This is a genomic window from Micrococcus sp. iso_26, assembly GCF_056172975.1.
This window is the reverse complement of sequence record NZ_CM149652.1, coordinates 1,577,531-1,593,457: the sequence shown is the minus strand read 5'-3', so window position 1 is coordinate 1,593,457 and position 15,927 is coordinate 1,577,531. Positions and strand designations below refer to the sequence as shown.

Genomic DNA, 15,927 nt, shown 5'->3' with positions numbered 1-15,927 from the left:
GTCGACACGCGGCCGGCCGCGCCCCGCGGACCGGTCAGAACAGCGCGGGCTGCGCCGCCGGAGCGGAGGGCCGGGACGCCGGCCGGCGCCGGGCCGGGGGACCGTCCTCGCGCCGGATGCCGTGGGCGCCGCCGCGGGCCAGGCCGTGCCGTGCGGCGGCCTCCCCGGCCATCCGGGTGAGCATGCGGCGGTACGACTCGGGCGCGTAGGCGGACCGGGCGTACATCTGCTCGTAGCCGGCCAGCAGATCCGGGTGCTCGCGGCGGATCCAGTCCAGGTACCACTCCTTCGCGCCCGGCCGCAGGTGCAGGGCGCCCGGCATGACGCGCGCGGCTCCGGCGTCCGCCAGCGCGCGCATGAGGGCGTCGATCTCGCGGTCCCCGTCCGTGAGCCACGGCAGCAGGGGCATGGCCATGACGGTGACGTCCGCACCCGCGGCGGCGAGCCGCTCGATCAGGCGCAGGCGTGCGGTCGGCGACGGCGTGCCCGGCTCGACCGCGGCGGCGATGGCGGGGTCGAGCATCGCCAGGGACAGCGAGACCTGCACCGGCACCTGGCGCGAGGCCGCCTGCAGCAGGGGCACATCCCGCGCGAGCAGGGTCCCCTTGGTCAGCACGGAGAACGGGGTGCCGGAATCGGCCAGGGCCCGGATGATCCCGGGCATCAGCGCGTAGCGGCCCTCGGCCCGCTGATACGGGTCCGTGTTCGTCCCCAACGCCACCGCCTCGCGGCCCCACGTGGGGCGGGCGAGTTCGGCGCGCAGCACCTCGGCGACGTTGACCTTCACGACGATCTGCCGGTCGAAGTCGGCCCCGGCGTCGAGCTCGAGGAAGGTGTGGGTGCTGCGGGCGTAGCAGTACCGGCAGGCGTGGGTGCAGCCGCGGTACGGGTTCACGGTCCAGCGGAACGGCATGGCCGAGGCGGACGGCACCGAGTTCAGTGCGGTCTTGGCGAGCACCTCATGGAAGGTGACCCCCGCGAACTCCGGGGTGGTGACACTCCGCTGCAGGTCCGAGAGCGGCAGCAGGGCGGCGGAGCCGGCCGGTGTGCCGGCCGTCGCCCGCTGGGCTCCGCCCTCGGACCGCAGGGTCTGCGCTTCCCATCGCATGGCCAGAAGTAGAACACATGTTCGAATCAACCCGCAAGCGTGTTCGAGTCCGGGCGGGGCGCGGGCGCCCAGACGCGCCTACCGTGGTCGCCATGACCTCCCGTGCACCCGCCCCGGCCGCCCGCGTCCTGCTCACGGGCTTCGAGCCCTTCGGCGGCGACGTCCACAACCCGTCGATCGCCGCCGCGCGGGACGCCGTGGGCATCCTGGCGGACCGGGGTGTGACGGCCGAGGCGGTCGAGCTGCCGTGCGCGTTCGGCGCGGCCGGGTCTGCCCTGACCGCGGCCCTCGACCGGGTCCGGCCGGAGGTGGCGATCGCCGTCGGGCTGGCCGGCGGCACGGCGGCCGTCCGGGTCGAGCGGGTGGCCGTGAACCTGCAGGACGCCCGGATCCCGGACAACGCGGGGGACCAGCCCGTGGACCGGCCCGTGCGCGCCGACGGGCCCGCGGCCCTGTTCGCCACCCTGCCCGCCAAGCGTGCCGTCGCCGCGATCCGGGCGGCCGGCGTCGCCGCGGAGCCGTCCCTGTCCGCGGGCGCGTTCGTGTGCAACCACGTCATGTACGCCCTCCTCGACGCCCCCGGCACCGCCCGGGCCGCCGGCTTCCTCCACGTGCCGTGGGACGCCGAGCACCGCCCGACGCCGGACACCCCGGCGCTGCCCGCGGCCGACCTGGCGCGCGCGGTGGCCGAGGCCGCCCTGACGGCGCTGGCCGGCGGCCCCGACCTCGACGTCCCCGGCGGCACCATGCACTGACCTCCCCGGACCCCGGGTCCGCGTCGGCGCGACCGCCCGTGCCCGTCAGCGGCGCGGCCGCAGGCCGCGGACCACGGGCCGCTCGACGTAGCCGCCCAGGGCCAGGCCCGCGCGTCGTTCGAAGACGTTGCGCGACGCCGGGTCCCCGGTCCGCCACGTCGACCACGCCGCCGCGAGCGCGTACGCCGGCAGGAACGGCAGACCCAGCAGGAGGGCGTACTGGTCCGCATGGCCGGCCTCGTGCCGCCACAGCGCGGGCGTCATGCGCAGGCCGGGGCGGGTGAACACGACGTCGCCGACCGTGAACGCGGCCCCGCCCGGGAACCGGTGCGTCCAGCCGCGGGCCTCGATCAGCCCGTGCGGCCCGGGCCGCAGCGCGCAGCCGGCGACGACGGCGCCCACCAGCCCCAGCGGCGTCGCCAGGTTCAGCAGGTTCCACAGCCCGCGCGCCCGCACGTGCGCCGGAGGCGACGGCCGGGAGGGGGCGGCGGTCACGGCCGTGTCGCGGGGTCGACGTCACCGGCGGGGGACCCGGACGCGGGGACGTCGAAGTAGAGCGGGGCATGGGCGGCGCAGCCCGGGTTGAACGGCGCTCCGCAGGCCGGACACGCGGGATCGGCGGTGGCCTCGAGGGCGAGGTAGGCGGCCACGCTGAGCTCGGTGCGGCACACCCCGCACAGCACGTGCGGCCGGTCGAAGTCGCCGGCCGGCACCGGCACGGCCGGGTGGTCGGCGAGTTCCGCGTGGCAGCGGTGGCAGGACCAGTACGCGGGGCAGCAGGCGAAGCGCAGGGCGACGACGTCCCGCGCCGTGGCGTAATGGGCGCAGCGGGTCTGCGCGTCCAGCCCCACGCCCCGCAGCAGCGGGTCGGTGCCGTCGAGGGAGTCCGGGGCGGTCATGCGCCTCAGCCTAGGCCGAGCGCGCCCGGGGCGGACACTAGACTGACGGGCGTCCCACCGTCCCCCATGCGAAGGTCGTTGCCCTGATGACACCCAGCCCCGAGACCGGCGCGGAGCCCACCGCGCCCGTGGCGGAGATCTCCCCCGTGGACGCGGAGGCGGTGGAGGCCGCCGTGCAGGCCGCGCTCGCCGCGTACGAGGCCGCGGCGGACCTCGATGAGCTCAAGGCCGCCCGCCTGGCCCACACCGGCGACCGGGCCCCCCTGACTCTCGCGAACAAGGCGATCGGCGCTCTGCCCAAGGAGCGCAAGGCGGAGGCCGGCAAGCTCATGGGCGCCGCACGCGGCCGCCTGGGCAAGGCCCTGGCCGCCCGCACCGAGGTGCTCGAGGCGGAGCAGGCCGCGCGGATCCTGCGCGAGGAGACGGTGGACGTGACCACCGCGGTCCGTCGCCGCCGCGTCGGCGCCCGTCACCCGCTCTCGCTGACGATGGACCGTGTCTCGGAGATCTTCGTCGGCATGGGCTGGGAGATCGCGGAGGGCCCCGAGCTCGAGTCCGAGTGGTTCAACTTCGACTCCCTCAACTTCGCGCCGGACCATCCGGCCCGCGAGATGCAGGACACCTTCTTCGTGGCCCCGGCCGAGGCCCACCTGCTGCTGCGCACCCACACCTCCCCGGTGCAGATGCGCTCCCTGCTCGAGCGGGGCGCCCCCACCTACGTGCTGTGCCCGGGTCGCACCTTCCGCACGGACGAGCTGGACGCCACGCACACCCCGGTGTTCCACCAGTTCGAGGGCCTGGCCGTGGACAAGGGCCTGACCATGGCCCACCTGCGCGGCACCCTCGAGTACTTCGCCCGCCAGATGTTCGGGGCCGAGGCGGCCATCCGCCTGCGCCCGAACTTCTTCCCGTTCACCGAGCCCAGCGCCGAGCTGGACATCTGGCACCCCGGCGCCAAGGGCGGGCCCCGCTGGATCGAGTGGGGCGGCTGCGGCATGGTGCACCCGAATGTGCTGCGCGCCGCGGGCCTGGACCCGGAGGAGTACTCCGGGTTCGCGTTCGGCATGGGCGTGGAGCGCACGCTCATGTTCCGCAACGAGGTCCCGGACATGCACGACATGATCGAGGGCGACGTCCGCTTCTCCCAGCACTTCGGAATGGAGGTCTGATCCATGCGCATCCCCCTGGACTGGCTGCGGGAGTTCGTCCCCGTGCCCGCGGAGCACCGTGCCGAGGACGTGATGGCCGACCTCGTCCGCGTCGGCCTCGAGGAGGAGGACGTCCACCGTCCGGCCGCCGAGCTGCAGGGCCCGATCGTCGTCGGGCAGGTGCTCTCCAAGGAGCCCGAGCCGCAGAAGAACGGCAAGACCATCAACTGGTGCTCCGTGCGGGTGGTTCCCGAGGGCGCCGCCCAGCCGCTCACCGGCGAGGGCATCGAGCCCTCCGGCGTGCAGGGCATCGTGTGCGGCGCCCACAACTTCGAGGTCGGGGACAAGGTCGTCGTGACCCTGCCCGGCGCGGTGCTGCCCGGCGACTTCCGCATCAGCCCCCGCAAGACCTACGGGCACGTCTCGGCCGGGATGATCGCCTCCAGCACGGAGCTGGGCGTGGGCGACGACGGCACGGACGGGATCATCGTGCTCGGCGACCTCGGGCTCGACCCCGAGCCGGGCACCGACGCCCGGGACGTCCTGGACCTGCACGGCGAGGCCGCCGAGATCAACGTGACGCCCGACCGCGGCTACGCGTTCTCGATGCGCGGCGTCGCGCGCGAGTACGCGCACGCCACCGGCGTGCCCTTCACGGACCCGGCCGCCGCCGTCCACCCGCCCGCGGCCGACGACGCCGGCCCGGCCGTCCGCATCGACGACGACGCGCCGATCCACGGCGAGCCCGGGGCCACCCGGTTCGTGGCCCGCACGGTCTCCGGCGTGGACGCGACCCGCCCGACCCCGCCGTGGCTGGCCGCGCGCCTGCGCCTGGCCGGCATCCGCACCATCTCCCTGCCGGTGGACATCTCCAACTACGTCATGTGGGAGCTGGGCCAGCCCCTGCACTTCTACGACGCGGACACGCTCTCCGGCGAGATCGTGGTGCGCCGCGCGCGGGCCGGAGAGACCCTGACCACCCTCGACGGCAAGGAGCGCGAGCTCGACCCCGAGGACCTGCTCATCACGGACGACTCCGGCCCCATCGGCCTGGCGGGCGTCATGGGCGGGGCCGCCACCGAGGTCACGGACGCCACCACCACGATCGTGGTCGAGTCCGCGAACTTCGACCCCGTGTCGATCGCCCGTACGCGGCGCCGGCACCGCCTGCCCTCGGAGGCGTCGAAGCGCAACGAGCGCGGCGTCGACTGGGAGATCGCCGACGAGGCGGCCGAGCGGGCCGTGCAGCTGCTCGTCGAGCTCGCCGGCGGCACCGCCGAGCCCGGGGTCACCGACGTCGGGACGCGGCCGCAGCCGGCCGTCGTCGAGATGGCCGCCGACTTCCCCTCCGCCCTGGTGGGCGTGGCGTACACGACCGACGAGGTCGTGGAGACGCTGCGCGCCCTGGGCGCCGAGGTGGCCGTCGCCGAGGCCGCCGCCGACGTCGCCCCGCGGCTGACCGTGACCGCCCCGTCGTGGCGCACGGACCTGCGCATCCCCGAGGACCTCGCCGAGGAGGTCGCGCGCCTGCGCGGCTACGACGCGATCCCCTCCGTGGTGCCCGTGGCCCCGCCGGGCCGCGGCTTCACCCGCCGCCAGGCCCAGCGTCGCCGCGTGTCGGCCGCGCTCGCGGCCGCGGGACTCACCGAGGTGCTGGCCTACCCGTTCGTCTCCGAGGAGCAGAACCGGCGTTTCGGGGCGGACTCGGACGCGCAGGGCCAGGCCCTGGCGATGGTGGCCCTGGCCAATCCGATCGCCTCCCAGTACCGGTACCTGCGCCTGTCGCTGCTGCCGGGCCTCGTCGAGACCGCGCGCCGCAACCTCGGACGCGGCTTCCGCGATCTGGCGCTGTACGAGATGGGGCTGGTCTTCCTGCCCGGCGCGCAGCTGGGCTCGGCGACGATCCCCCCGCGCGCGGTCCACCCCTCCGCCGAGGTCCTCGCCGACCTCGAGGCCGGCATCCCCGCTCAGCCGTGGCACGTGGCCGGTCTGTACGCCGGGCACGACTCGGCGCCCGGGCCGGACCACGACCCCCGCCCGGTGGACTGGCAGGACGCGATCGCCGGGGCCCTCGACGTGGCCGACGTCCTCGGCGTCGAGCTGACCGTCCGGCAGGGCCGGCACCACGCGTTCCACCCGGGCCGGGTGGCCGAGCTCGTCGTCGTGACCGAGCACGGGGACCGGGTGGTGGGCGTCGCCGGCGAGCTGCACCCGCAGTGGCTCGAGGCCGAGGACCTGCCCGCCCGCACGAGCGTGTGGGAGCTGGACCTGGACGCGCTGTGCGCCGCGGCCCCCGAGATCGTGGTCGCCGCACCGCTGTCCACGTTCCCCGTGAGCACGCAGGACGTGGCGCTCGTGGTGGACGAGGCCGTCGTGGCCGGGGACGTGCGCGCGACCCTCGCCGAGGGTGCCGGGGAGCTGCTCGAGGCCGTCGAGCTGTTCGACGTCTACCGGGGCGCGGGCGTGCCGGAGGGGCGGAAGTCCCTCGCGTTCTCCCTGCGCTTCCGCGCCCCTGACCGCACGCTCACCGCGGAGGAGGTCTCCGAGGCCCGCGCCGCGGCCACCGCGCTCGCGGCGCAGCGGCACGGGGCGGTCCAGCGCTGACCGTGTCCGTCGCGACCGGCCCGTGGGGCCTGACCTCGGCCGTCCCCGCCTCGGCGGGGGCGGCCGACGCCGTCTCCGCGCTGCTCGGTCAGGTGCGCACCGCCCTGACGGCGGCCTGGGGCGTGCCGGTGGGGCCGCTCGGGCTCCGGCACGCCTGCCCGCGCTGCGGCTCGGCCGCGCACGGCGTCCCCGCGCTGACCGGCCTGCCCCCCGGCCGGGTCGCCCTCGTCTCGTTCACGCGCGTCCGGATGCCCGGCACTGAGGACCGGGCTCGGATCGGGGCGTGGTGGGCGCCGGCACGGCCCGCCGACGGGCTCGGCCTCGGGGTGGACGTCGAGCGGGCGGACGCCGCGGCCTTCGCGGACGAGGACGGCCTGGGCGGGGTGGGCTTCTCGACGGCGGAGCGCGCCCGGGTGCGGGAGCTTCCCGCCCCCGAGAGGCCCGCCGCGCGGGCCCGGCTGTGGACGCGGAAGGAGGCGCTCGTGAAGGCCGCCGGCACCGGCTTCACGGGCGACCCCGCCGCCGTCGACGCACTGACCGTGCCGGCCGACGTCGTGCTGGTGGACCTCACCGACCGGCTGCCGGGCGGTCTCCTCGGGGCGCTGGCGCTGCGGGGCCGCTGAGTCGACCGCGCGGGCGCCTCAGCCCGGGAACGGCGGCAGCTCGGGCCGCAGCGTCCACGCGTCGAAGAGCTCGTCCACCTGCGCTCGGCTCACCCCGGCGTGCGGGGCCCACGCGTGCACGTGCGTGCGCAGCCCCAGGGAGTCGACGGTGCCGAACCGGTGCTCCCGCACCCAGGCGCGCAGCATGGAGCCGAAGAGGTCCGTGCCCAGCAGGTGCCGCAGCGCCTCCACGGTGAGCGCGCCGCGCTTGTACACCCAGTCCTCGAACATCTCCTCCGGCCCGGGCTCGGCCAGCGCCTGCTCCACCGGGTGCGCGGCCAGCTTCTGCCAGGCCCGCCGCGCCATCGAGGTGATGCTGGACCGCCCCGAGGCCTCGGCCCACAGCCACTCGGACCAGCAGGCGAAGCCCTCGTGCAGCCACAGGTCGGACCAGCGGCCCAGGGTCACGGCGTTGCCGAACCACTGGTGGGACATCTCGTGGGCGATCAGCCGCTCGGACTCCCACGAGCCGTCCAGGTGGTTGGTGCCGAACAGCGACATGCTCGCGGCCTCGAGCGGGATCTCGAGCTCCTCGTCGGCCACGACCGCGGTGTAGTCCTCGAATGGGTATGGCCCGTAGGCGTCGATGAACGTGGCCATCATGGCCGGCTGGGGGGCAAGGGCCCGGAGGGCCCGCTGCTCGGTCCGCGGGGAGACCACGAGGCGCAGCGGCGGCAGGCCCTCGGCGGGAGGGGCGGCGTCCACGAGCCGGTAGCGGCCGATCTGCACGCTGAGCAGGTAGGCGGGCACGGGCTGGTCGAGCCGCCACCGCCACGTGACCCGCGAGCCGCGCGTGCGCACGGGCGCGCCCACGCCGTTGGCGACGGGCAGGTAGCCCGCGTCGCAGGTGAGGGTGATCTCCGCCGTCGAGCGGGAGGTGGGGGAGTCCACGCACGGCAGCCACGTGGAGGCGCCGTGGGGCTGCCCGGCCACGAGCACGCCGTCCGTGAGCTCCTCCCAGCCGATCGTGCCCCACGGGCTGCGCCGCAGCGTGGGCGTGCCCGCGTAGACCACGGTCAGCTCCACGAGCGTGCCCTCCGGCCGGCTCTCGTCCAGGTCGACGACGAGGCGGCTCGGGGCGCGGCCCGGCTGGGTGAACGAGGAGGCGACGGCGCGGCCGTCGACGACGGCGTCCACCCGGGACACGCGCAGCCGGTACAGGTCCAGCTCGATGCGGCGGCTCTGCTTCGTCAGGCGCACGCGCAGGACGGCGGTGCCGGAGACCCGGTTCGCGGCCAGGCGCACGTCGAGGTCCAGTGCGATGTGCTCGACGGTGGCGGCGTCGGTGCCGACGCCCGGGACGTAGGGATCGGTGCTCATGCTTCCTCTCGGGAGGGGGTGGCCGCGGCGGCGGGGTCGCCGTCGGGACGACGCCACGGGGAGACCGGGTTGCCGAGCCACCACGTGCCGGCGGGCAGCTCCTCGCCGCGCATCACGAGGGACCCGGCACCGACGGTGGTGCCGCGGCCCAGGCGGGCGGCGGGCAGCACCACGGAGTGGGGGCCGAGGGTGGCGCCGTCCTCCAGGACGACGGCGTCCAGGGACATCACGCGGTCGTGGAACAGGTGGGTCTGGACGACGCAGCCGCGGTTCACGGTGGCGCCGTCGCCGAGCTCCACGAGGTCGGCCTCGGGCAGCCAGTAGGACTCGACCCAGGCGCCGTGGCCGATGCGGGCGCCCATCGCGCGCAGGAACCAGACCAGGGCGGGGGTGCCGGCCGCGGCCCGGCTGAACCACGGGGCGGCGAGGAACTCGGTGAAGGTGTCCGCGACCTCGTTGCGCCAGATGAACGAGGACCACAGCGGGTGCTCGCCCGCGCGGATCCGGCCGACGAAGACCCGCTTGGCGAGCACGGTCAGGCTCGCCGCGACCGCGCCGGCCGCGAGCAGGACGACGCCGCCCAGGACGAAGGCCAGCGCCCACGTGCCGACCGCGATGAGGGCGGCCAGCGTCGCGCCGACGGCGAGGGACAGGGCCACGTGCAGCCACACCGGGATCGCGCGCAGCAGCTCCCAGGCGGTGCGGGCGGCCTTGAGTCGGGCCGGCGGGTCGTAGGTGAGGGCGGCGTCTGCGGTGACCTCGTTGCGGCGCAGGCGCACGGGCGGGGAGCCCATCCAGGACGTGCCCGCCTTGGTCTTGGCCGGGGTGGTGGACAGCACCGCCACGAGCGAGTCGCGGCGCAGGGTGCGGCCGCCGGGCACCATGCCGGAGTTGCCCACGAACGAGCGCTTGCCGACCTTCGCGGGGGCCACGTGCATCCACCCGCCGTCGAGGGAGTAGGAGGAGACCATCGTGTCGTCGGCGAGGAACGCGCCGTCGCCCACGCGGGTCATGCAGGGCAGGAGCACCACGGTGGAGGCCTCGACGCCGCGGCCCACCTCGGCGCCCAGCAGGCGCAGCCACGTCGGCGTGAAGCGGGAGGCGTAGATCGGGAACAGCTGGTCGCGGGCGGCGTCGAGGACGCGCTCGGTGGCCCACACCTGCCAGCCGACCCGGGAGCGCACGGGGTGGTGCCCCTCCGTGATGCCGAGCGCGAGCAGGCGCACGGTGACGAGCACGAGCAGCATCTGGGTCAGGAACCAGACGCCGGCCACCAGGGGGCTTGCGGCCAGCAGGCGCGCCGCGGTGGTCCCGACGGCGGCCAGCGGCCCCGCCTCCGGGGCCGGCGGCCACCAGGTCAGCGACCACGCGGCCACCGCGGCCGCCGCGGCGGCGGAGACGAGCGGAAGGAGGGAGATGAGGGTCGAGAGGACGGTCGCCATCAGGCGCCAGCCCGGGGTCTCCCGCGGCGCCTCGGCGGGGCCGCGGGACTTCACCTTGCCCACCTTGACGGCGGGGGAGCCGGCGTGGCGCTGGCCGCCGCGCACCCGCCCGGCGACGGTGGACCCGGCCTCGACGTGCGCCCCGGCGCCGACCTGGGCGCCCGGCAGGAGCGTGGAGCGGGCGCCCACGACGGCGTCCGCGCCGATGCGCACCTCGCCGAGCCGGACGACGTCGCCGTCGACCCAGTAGCCGGACAGGTCCACCTCAGGCTCGATCGCGGCGCCCTCCTCGACCGTGAGCATGCCGGTGACCGGTGGCACGGTGTGCATGTCCACGTCCTTGCCGATCCGGTTGCCCAGCAGTCGCGCGTAGGCGGGCACCCACGTGGCGCCGGCCAGCGAGTAGGGGTCCACGAGGTCGCTGATCTGCTGGGCGAGCCACAGGCGCAGGTGGACGCGGCCACCGCGCGGGTAGGACCCGGGGCTCACGCCGCGCAGCAGCAGCCGGGCCGTCGCGGCGGTGAGCAGCATGCGGCCGGGCACGGTCACCACCAGCAGACCGGCCACGATCAGCACCCACCACGGCACGGTGGGCAGCCCGGGCGCGAGCCCGGAGAGCGTCAGCAGGTTCAGGGCCAGGCCGGTCCACACGCCCAGGCGCAGGGCGGGCAGGACGAACACGGGCAGTCCCACGAGGGTCTGGACCCACTGGGTGCGGTGGCGGGTGCGGTCGACGTGCCGGTCGTGCACCTCGATGCCGCGGGGGCCGTCGTCGCCCACGACGGCGGCCACGAGGGCCCCGGCGGTGGGGTTGCGGTAGACGTCCTGGACGGTCACGGCCGGGTGGCGCAGGCGCAGGCGGGCCACGAGCTGGGCAGCGGCGAGCGAGCCGCCGCCGGCCTCGAAGAAGTCGGTGTCGGCGTCCTTGGGGGGCGCGCCGAGCACGTCCGCCCACTGGCGCAGCACCCAGCCGTCGGCGGTGTCCTCGTTCGGCTGGGGCGCGTCCTCGTCCACCTCGGCGCCGGGCAGGGGCCACGGCAGCGCGTGGCGGTCCACCTTGCCGGAGGTCTTCGTGGGCAGGGAGTCCACGACGGCCAGCCGGGGCACGAGTGCGGCCGGCAGCTCCGCCGCGAGGTGCTCGCGGGCCATGTGCAGGTCGAGCTCGGCCTCGGGGTCCGCGGGGACGAGGTAGCCGACGAGGATCTGGTGGCCCGCCGGGGTGGTCTGCACGGCCGCGGCGCCGCCGTGGACGCCGGGCAGGGCCTGGAGCGCCGCGTCCACCTCGCCGAGCTCGATGCGGCGGCCGCCGAGCTTCACCTGGTCGTCGGCGCGGCCGACGAACAGCAGGCCCTCCGGCTCGAAGACCACGAGGTCACCGGAGCGGTAGGCACGCTCCCAGCCGAGGGAGGGCATGGGGGCGTACTTCTCGGCGTCCTTGGCCGGGTCGAGGTAGCGGGCCAGGCCGACGCCGCCGATGATCAGCTCGCCCGTCTCGCCCTCGGCCACGGGCAGCGTGGTCTGCGGGTCGACGACGGCCAGGTCCCAGCCGTCCAGGGGCAGGCCGATGCGGACCGGGCCGAGACCCGTGAGCGGGGCCGCGCACGCGACGACGGTGGCCTCCGTGGGGCCGTAGGTGTTCCAGACCTCGCGGCCGTCCTCCGCCAGGCGCGCGGCGAGCTCGGGCGGGCAGGCCTCGCCGCCGAAGATCAGCAGCCGGACGTTGTCCATGGCCTCGGTGGGCCACATCGCGGCGAGGGTCGGCACGGTGGACACGGCGGTGATGCGCCGCTCGGCGAGCCACGGGCCGAGGTCCATGCCGGAGCGCACGAGCGAGCGGGGGGCCGGGACCAGGCACGCACCGTGACGCCAGGCGAGCCACATCTCCTCGCACGAGGCGTCGAACGCGACGGACAGTCCCGCCAGCACGCGGTCGCCCGGGGCGAGCGGATCGTCCGCCAGGAAGATCCGCGCCTCGGCGTCCACGAAGGCCGCGGCCGAGCGGTGGCTCACCGCCACGCCCTTGGGGGTGCCCGTCGAGCCAGAGGTGAAGATGATCCACGCGTCGTCCTCGAGCCCGGGGGCGCGGGCCTCCGCGGCCGGGTCCGCGGTGTGCTCGGGGTGCGGGGCGTAGACCCGCTCGTCGGTGAGGACGCCGGCCACCTTCGCCTCGCCGAACACGAGGCGGGCGCGCTCCTCCGGATCGTCCGCGTCCACGGGGACGTAGGCCGCGCCGGCGGCGAGCACGCCGAGGATCGAGACGTACAGCGCGGCCGTGCCCGAGGCGATCCGCACGCCGACCCGGTCTCCCGCCCGCACGCCGGCGGCCCACAGGTGGCGGGCGGTCTCGTCGACGCGCTCCCGCAGCTCCGCGTACGTCAGCGGCTCGACGCCGTCGTCCAGGGCGGTCGCGTCCGGGTGCTCGCGCGCCGTGGCGTCGAAGAGCTCCACGAGCGTCCGGGCGGGCGGGGTGCGCTCGGAGCCGGGCAGCTGCGGCCGATGCGGCGCGCCCGCGGGGTCGAGGGGGACGGAGGGCGGGGTGGGCGCGGCGGACGAAAGGGACACAGGGGCCTCCGGGGGTGTGAGCGGCAAACCGAGGGTCGGACGCGGACCAGGCCGCAGCGGGACATTCTATGCCCCGCCCGCGGCCGCGCGGGGCGCCTGGAAGGCACCGGGCGGGTCCGGCTCAGGACAGGGTGAGCAGCACCTTGCCCGTCGTCGACCGGGACTCGAGGGCGGCGTGCGCGGCGGCCGCGTCCGCCAGCGGGAAGCGCTCGCCGATCCGTACGTCGAGCTCGCCGGAGGCCCACGCCCCGAACACCTCTCCACCACGCCAGCGGGTCTCCTCGCCCGTGCGCGTGTAGTGCACCAGCGAGGGCCGGGTGACGTACAGCGCGCCGGCCGCGTTGAGCCGCTGCAGGTCGAAGGGGGGCACCTGCCCGGAGGCCCCGCCGAAGAGCACGAGTGTGCCGCGCACGCGCAGCACCTCGAGCGAGGTGTCGAAGGTGTCCTTCCCCACGCCGTCGAACACGGCGTGCGCGCCCTCCCCGTCGGTCAGCTCCGCCACCGTGGCGGCGAGGTCCGGATAGTCCACCGCGGCGACGGCGCCCGCGCCCCGGGACAGCTCCCGCTTCTCCTCCGTGGACGCCGTGGTGACCACGCGGGCGCCGCGGGCCGTCGCGAGCTGGGTGAGCAGGAGCCCCACGCCGCCGGCACCGGCCGTCACGACCACCGTGTGGCCCTCCTCCACCGGGAAGGTGGACCGGCAGAGGTAGTGGGCCGTCATGCCCTGCAGCGGAAGGGCGGCGGCCTCGGCCAGGTCGATGCCCTCCGGGACGGCGAGGAGACGATCCGCGGGGGCGGTGAAGTGCTCGGCGTACGCACCGGTGGCCGTCGCGGTGGCGACACGGGCCCCCAGGAGCGCGGCGTCCACGCCCTCGCCGAGCGCGACGACCTCGCCGGAGCCCTCCGTGCCGGGGGTGAAGGGCAGGTCCATCGCGTAGACCCCGGAGCGCTGGTACGTCTCGATGAAGTTCAGGCCCGCCGCCGCGGTCCGCACCAGCACGTGCCCCGGTGCGGGGGAGGGCACCTCCGTCTCGGTCCACTGCAGGACCTCGGGGCCGCCCGTGGCGGACACGACGACGGCGTGGTGGGTGCGGGGGACGGCGGGGGTGTTCGCAGTGGTCATGGCCCCACTCTAGGAGCGGGCCCGGACATCCGGCCCGGCCCGGGGACCCAAGGCGCCGCATAGATATTCCGTGCAACGCATATCTACGCTAGGATGGGGCCATGACCCACACCGTCGCCGTCTCCGGAGCCAGCGGCTACGCCGGGGGAGAGGCCCTGCGCCTGCTCGCCGGCCACCCGTCCGTCACCGTCGGAGCCATCACGGCCCACTCCAACGCGGGGGAGCGCCTCGGCGCCCTTCAGCCGCACCTGCACGCCCTGGCGGACCGCGTCCTCGCCGAGACCACCGCGGACGTCCTCGCCGACCACGACGTCGTGATCCTCGCGTTGCCCCACGGGGCCTCCGGGGCGCTCGCGGCTGAGATCGCCGAGCGCTCCCCGGACACCCTGGTGATCGACGCGGGCGCCGACCACCGCCTCGAGTCCGCCGCGGACTGGGAGGCCTTCTACGGCACCGCGCACGCCGGGACCTGGCCCTACGGCCTGCCCGAGCTGCCCGGTCAGCGCGAGCGACTCGCCGGCACCCGCCGCATCGCCGTCCCCGGGTGCTACCCGACCACCTCGATCCTCGCCCTCGCGCCCGGCTTCGCCGCGGGGCTGCTCGAGCCGCGGGACGTGGTGATCGTCGCCGCCTCGGGCACCTCCGGGGCGGGCAAGGCGCTGAAGCCGCATCTGCTCGGCGCCGAGGTCATGGGCGGGATGCGCCCGTACGGCGTCGGCGGCGGGCACCGGCACACCCCGGAGATCGAGCAGGGTCTGGCCCAGGCGGCCGGCGAGCCGGTCCGCGTCTCCTTCACGCCCACGCTCGCGCCGATGTCGCGCGGCATCCTCGCGACGGCCACGGCGCGGCTGCGCCCCGGCGTCGCCGCCGCGGACGTGCGCGCCGCATGGGCCTCGGTCTACGGCCGTGAACCCTTCGTGCACCTGCTCCCCGAGGGGCAGTGGCCCACCACGAAGGCGGTCCTCGGCTCCAACCACGTGCAGCTGCAGCTCGCCGTGGATGAGCGGGCCGGCCGCGTGATCGTCTGCGCGGCGCTCGACAACCTCACCAAGGGCACGGCCGGCGGCGCCGTGCAGTCCATGAACATCGCCCTGGGCCTGCCGGAGCAGGCGGGGCTCGAGCAGCAGGGGGTCGCGCCGTGAGCGTCACCGCAGCACAGGGGTTCCGGGCGGCCGGCGTCACCGCGGGGCTGAAGGCCTCGGGCACGCCCGACGTCGCCGTCGTCGTCAACGAGGGCCCGCGCGACGCGGCCGCCGCCGTCCTCACCGAGAACCGGGTGGCGGCCGCCCCCGTGGTCTGGACCCGCCGCGCCGTGCGGGACGGTCGCGCGACCGCGGTCGTCCTGAACTCCGGCGGGGCCAACGCGGCCACCGGCGCCGAGGGCCTCGAGGACGCCCGTCGCACCGCCGAGCACGCGGCCGCGGCCCTCGGGACCTCCGCCGACGACGTGCTCGTCTGCTCGACCGGCCTCATCGGCGAACGCCTGCCGATGGACACGCTCACCGCGGGCGTGTCCGAGGCGGTCGCCGCCCTCAGTCCGGACGGCGGCGAGGACGCCGCCGTCGCGATCAAGACCACGGACACCGTGGCCAAGACCGCCGTGGCCCGCGGCGAGGGCTTCATCGTGGGCGGCATGGCCAAGGGTGCGGGCATGCTGGCGCCCGGCATGGCCACCATGCTCAGCGTCATCACCACGGACGCCGACGTCCCCGCACCCGCCCTCGACGCGGCCCTGCGCGAGGCCGTGCGCGCCACCTTCAACCGGGTCGACTCGGACGGGTGCATGTCCACCAACGACACCGTGATCCTGCTGGCCTCGGGCGCGTCCGGGACCGCGCCCGAGCCCGCGGCGTTCGCCGCGGCCCTCCACGAGGTCTGCGCGGACCTGTCCCGCCAGCTCGTCGCCGACGCCGAGGGCGCCCGGCACGACATCGCCGTGCGCGTGGTCCACGCCGAGACCGAGGAGGCGGCCGAGGCCGTCGCGCGCGCCGTCGGCCGCTCCAACCTGTTCAAGACCGCGATCTTCGGCCAGGACCCGAACTGGGGACGCGTGATCGCCGCCGTCGGCACGGTCCCGGAGTCGGTCGCCGCCTTCGACCCGTACGCCCTCGACGTGCGCTTCAACGGCGTCCAGGTGTGCCGTGCCTCCGGTGTGGGGGAGGACCGCTCCCGCGTGGACCTGACGGCCCGCGAGGTGCTCGTCGAGGTCGACCTGCACGCCGGCGACGCCGAGGCCACGGTCTGGACCAACGACCTGACGCACGACTACGTCCACGAGAACTCCGCCTACTCCACGTGAGGACC

General features: G+C 75.9%; 12 protein-coding genes. 6 read left to right on the top strand and 6 right to left on the bottom strand.

Annotated elements, in window-relative coordinates:
* Nucleotides 1–34 precede the first annotated feature (34 nt).
* Nucleotides 35–1,108 (bottom strand): Rv2578c family radical SAM protein, encoded by a 1,074-nt coding sequence (locus AC0VX0_RS07325; RefSeq protein WP_020624690.1) that lies wholly within the window; start codon nt 1,106–1,108, stop codon nt 35–37.
* 92 nt (nt 1,109–1,200) lie between these two features.
* On the opposite strand from AC0VX0_RS07325, the gene AC0VX0_RS07320 reads away from it, so the two are divergent.
* Nucleotides 1,201–1,863, top strand: a complete 663-nt coding sequence (locus AC0VX0_RS07320; protein WP_036315688.1) for a pyroglutamyl-peptidase I — start codon at nt 1,201–1,203, stop codon at nt 1,861–1,863.
* A gap of 45 nt (nt 1,864–1,908) precedes the next feature.
* Here AC0VX0_RS07320 and AC0VX0_RS07315 read toward each other — a convergent pair whose 3' ends face one another.
* Both AC0VX0_RS07315 and AC0VX0_RS07310 read right to left on the bottom strand, forming a co-directional pair.
* Nucleotides 1,909–2,358: a hypothetical protein gene (locus tag AC0VX0_RS07315; protein ID WP_036315645.1), complete on the bottom strand. Its 450-nt coding sequence runs from the start codon at nt 2,356–2,358 to the stop codon at nt 1,909–1,911.
* Entirely contained in the window at nt 2,355–2,762 is a 408-nt protein-coding gene (locus tag AC0VX0_RS07310; RefSeq protein ID WP_020624687.1) for a CHY zinc finger protein, read from the bottom strand. The genes AC0VX0_RS07315 and AC0VX0_RS07310 overlap by 4 nt, the downstream gene beginning before the upstream one ends.
* A gap of 86 nt (nt 2,763–2,848) precedes the next feature.
* On the opposite strand from AC0VX0_RS07310, the gene pheS reads away from it, so the two are divergent.
* The 3 genes from pheS to AC0VX0_RS07295 are packed head-to-tail and all read left to right on the top strand — an operon-like array spanning nt 2,849 to nt 7,137.
* Nucleotides 2,849–3,931, top strand: a complete 1,083-nt coding sequence (pheS, locus tag AC0VX0_RS07305) for a phenylalanine--tRNA ligase subunit alpha (protein ID WP_012750956.1) — start codon at nt 2,849–2,851, stop codon at nt 3,929–3,931.
* A gap of 3 nt (nt 3,932–3,934) precedes the next feature.
* Complete coding sequence (pheT, locus tag AC0VX0_RS07300) at nt 3,935–6,514, top strand: phenylalanine--tRNA ligase subunit beta (protein WP_036315647.1); 2,580 nt, start codon at nt 3,935–3,937, stop codon at nt 6,512–6,514.
* A gap of 2 nt (nt 6,515–6,516) precedes the next feature.
* Nucleotides 6,517–7,137, top strand: coding sequence for a 4'-phosphopantetheinyl transferase family protein (locus AC0VX0_RS07295; RefSeq protein ID WP_036337488.1), 621 nt, complete (start codon nt 6,517–6,519; stop codon nt 7,135–7,137).
* Between the two features lie 18 nt (nt 7,138–7,155).
* On the opposite strand, the gene AC0VX0_RS07290 is transcribed toward AC0VX0_RS07295, so the two are convergent.
* The 3 genes from AC0VX0_RS07290 to AC0VX0_RS07280 form a co-directional block, all read right to left on the bottom strand.
* Nucleotides 7,156–8,496: a M1 family metallopeptidase gene (locus AC0VX0_RS07290; RefSeq protein WP_036337490.1), complete on the bottom strand. Its 1,341-nt coding sequence runs from the start codon at nt 8,494–8,496 to the stop codon at nt 7,156–7,158.
* Complete coding sequence (locus AC0VX0_RS07285) at nt 8,493–12,500, bottom strand: Pls/PosA family non-ribosomal peptide synthetase (protein WP_041104187.1); 4,008 nt, start codon at nt 12,498–12,500, stop codon at nt 8,493–8,495. Before AC0VX0_RS07285 ends, AC0VX0_RS07290 begins: the two co-directional genes overlap by 4 nt.
* A 121-nt stretch (nt 12,501–12,621) precedes the next feature.
* Complete coding sequence (locus tag AC0VX0_RS07280) at nt 12,622–13,623, bottom strand: quinone oxidoreductase family protein (protein ID WP_036337495.1); 1,002 nt, start codon at nt 13,621–13,623, stop codon at nt 12,622–12,624.
* 101 nt (nt 13,624–13,724) lie between these two features.
* Here AC0VX0_RS07280 and argC point away from each other — a divergent pair, with 101 nt between their 5' ends.
* Together argC and argJ are read left to right on the top strand one after the other, a co-directional pair.
* A complete protein-coding gene (gene argC, locus AC0VX0_RS07275) occupies nt 13,725–14,765 on the top strand; it encodes an N-acetyl-gamma-glutamyl-phosphate reductase (RefSeq protein WP_036337497.1) in 1,041 nt (346 codons plus the stop codon).
* Nucleotides 14,762–15,922: a bifunctional glutamate N-acetyltransferase/amino-acid acetyltransferase ArgJ gene (argJ, locus tag AC0VX0_RS07270; RefSeq protein ID WP_036337499.1), complete on the top strand. Its 1,161-nt coding sequence runs from the start codon at nt 14,762–14,764 to the stop codon at nt 15,920–15,922. The genes argC and argJ overlap by 4 nt, the downstream gene beginning before the upstream one ends.
* Nucleotides 15,923–15,927 lie beyond the last annotated feature (5 nt).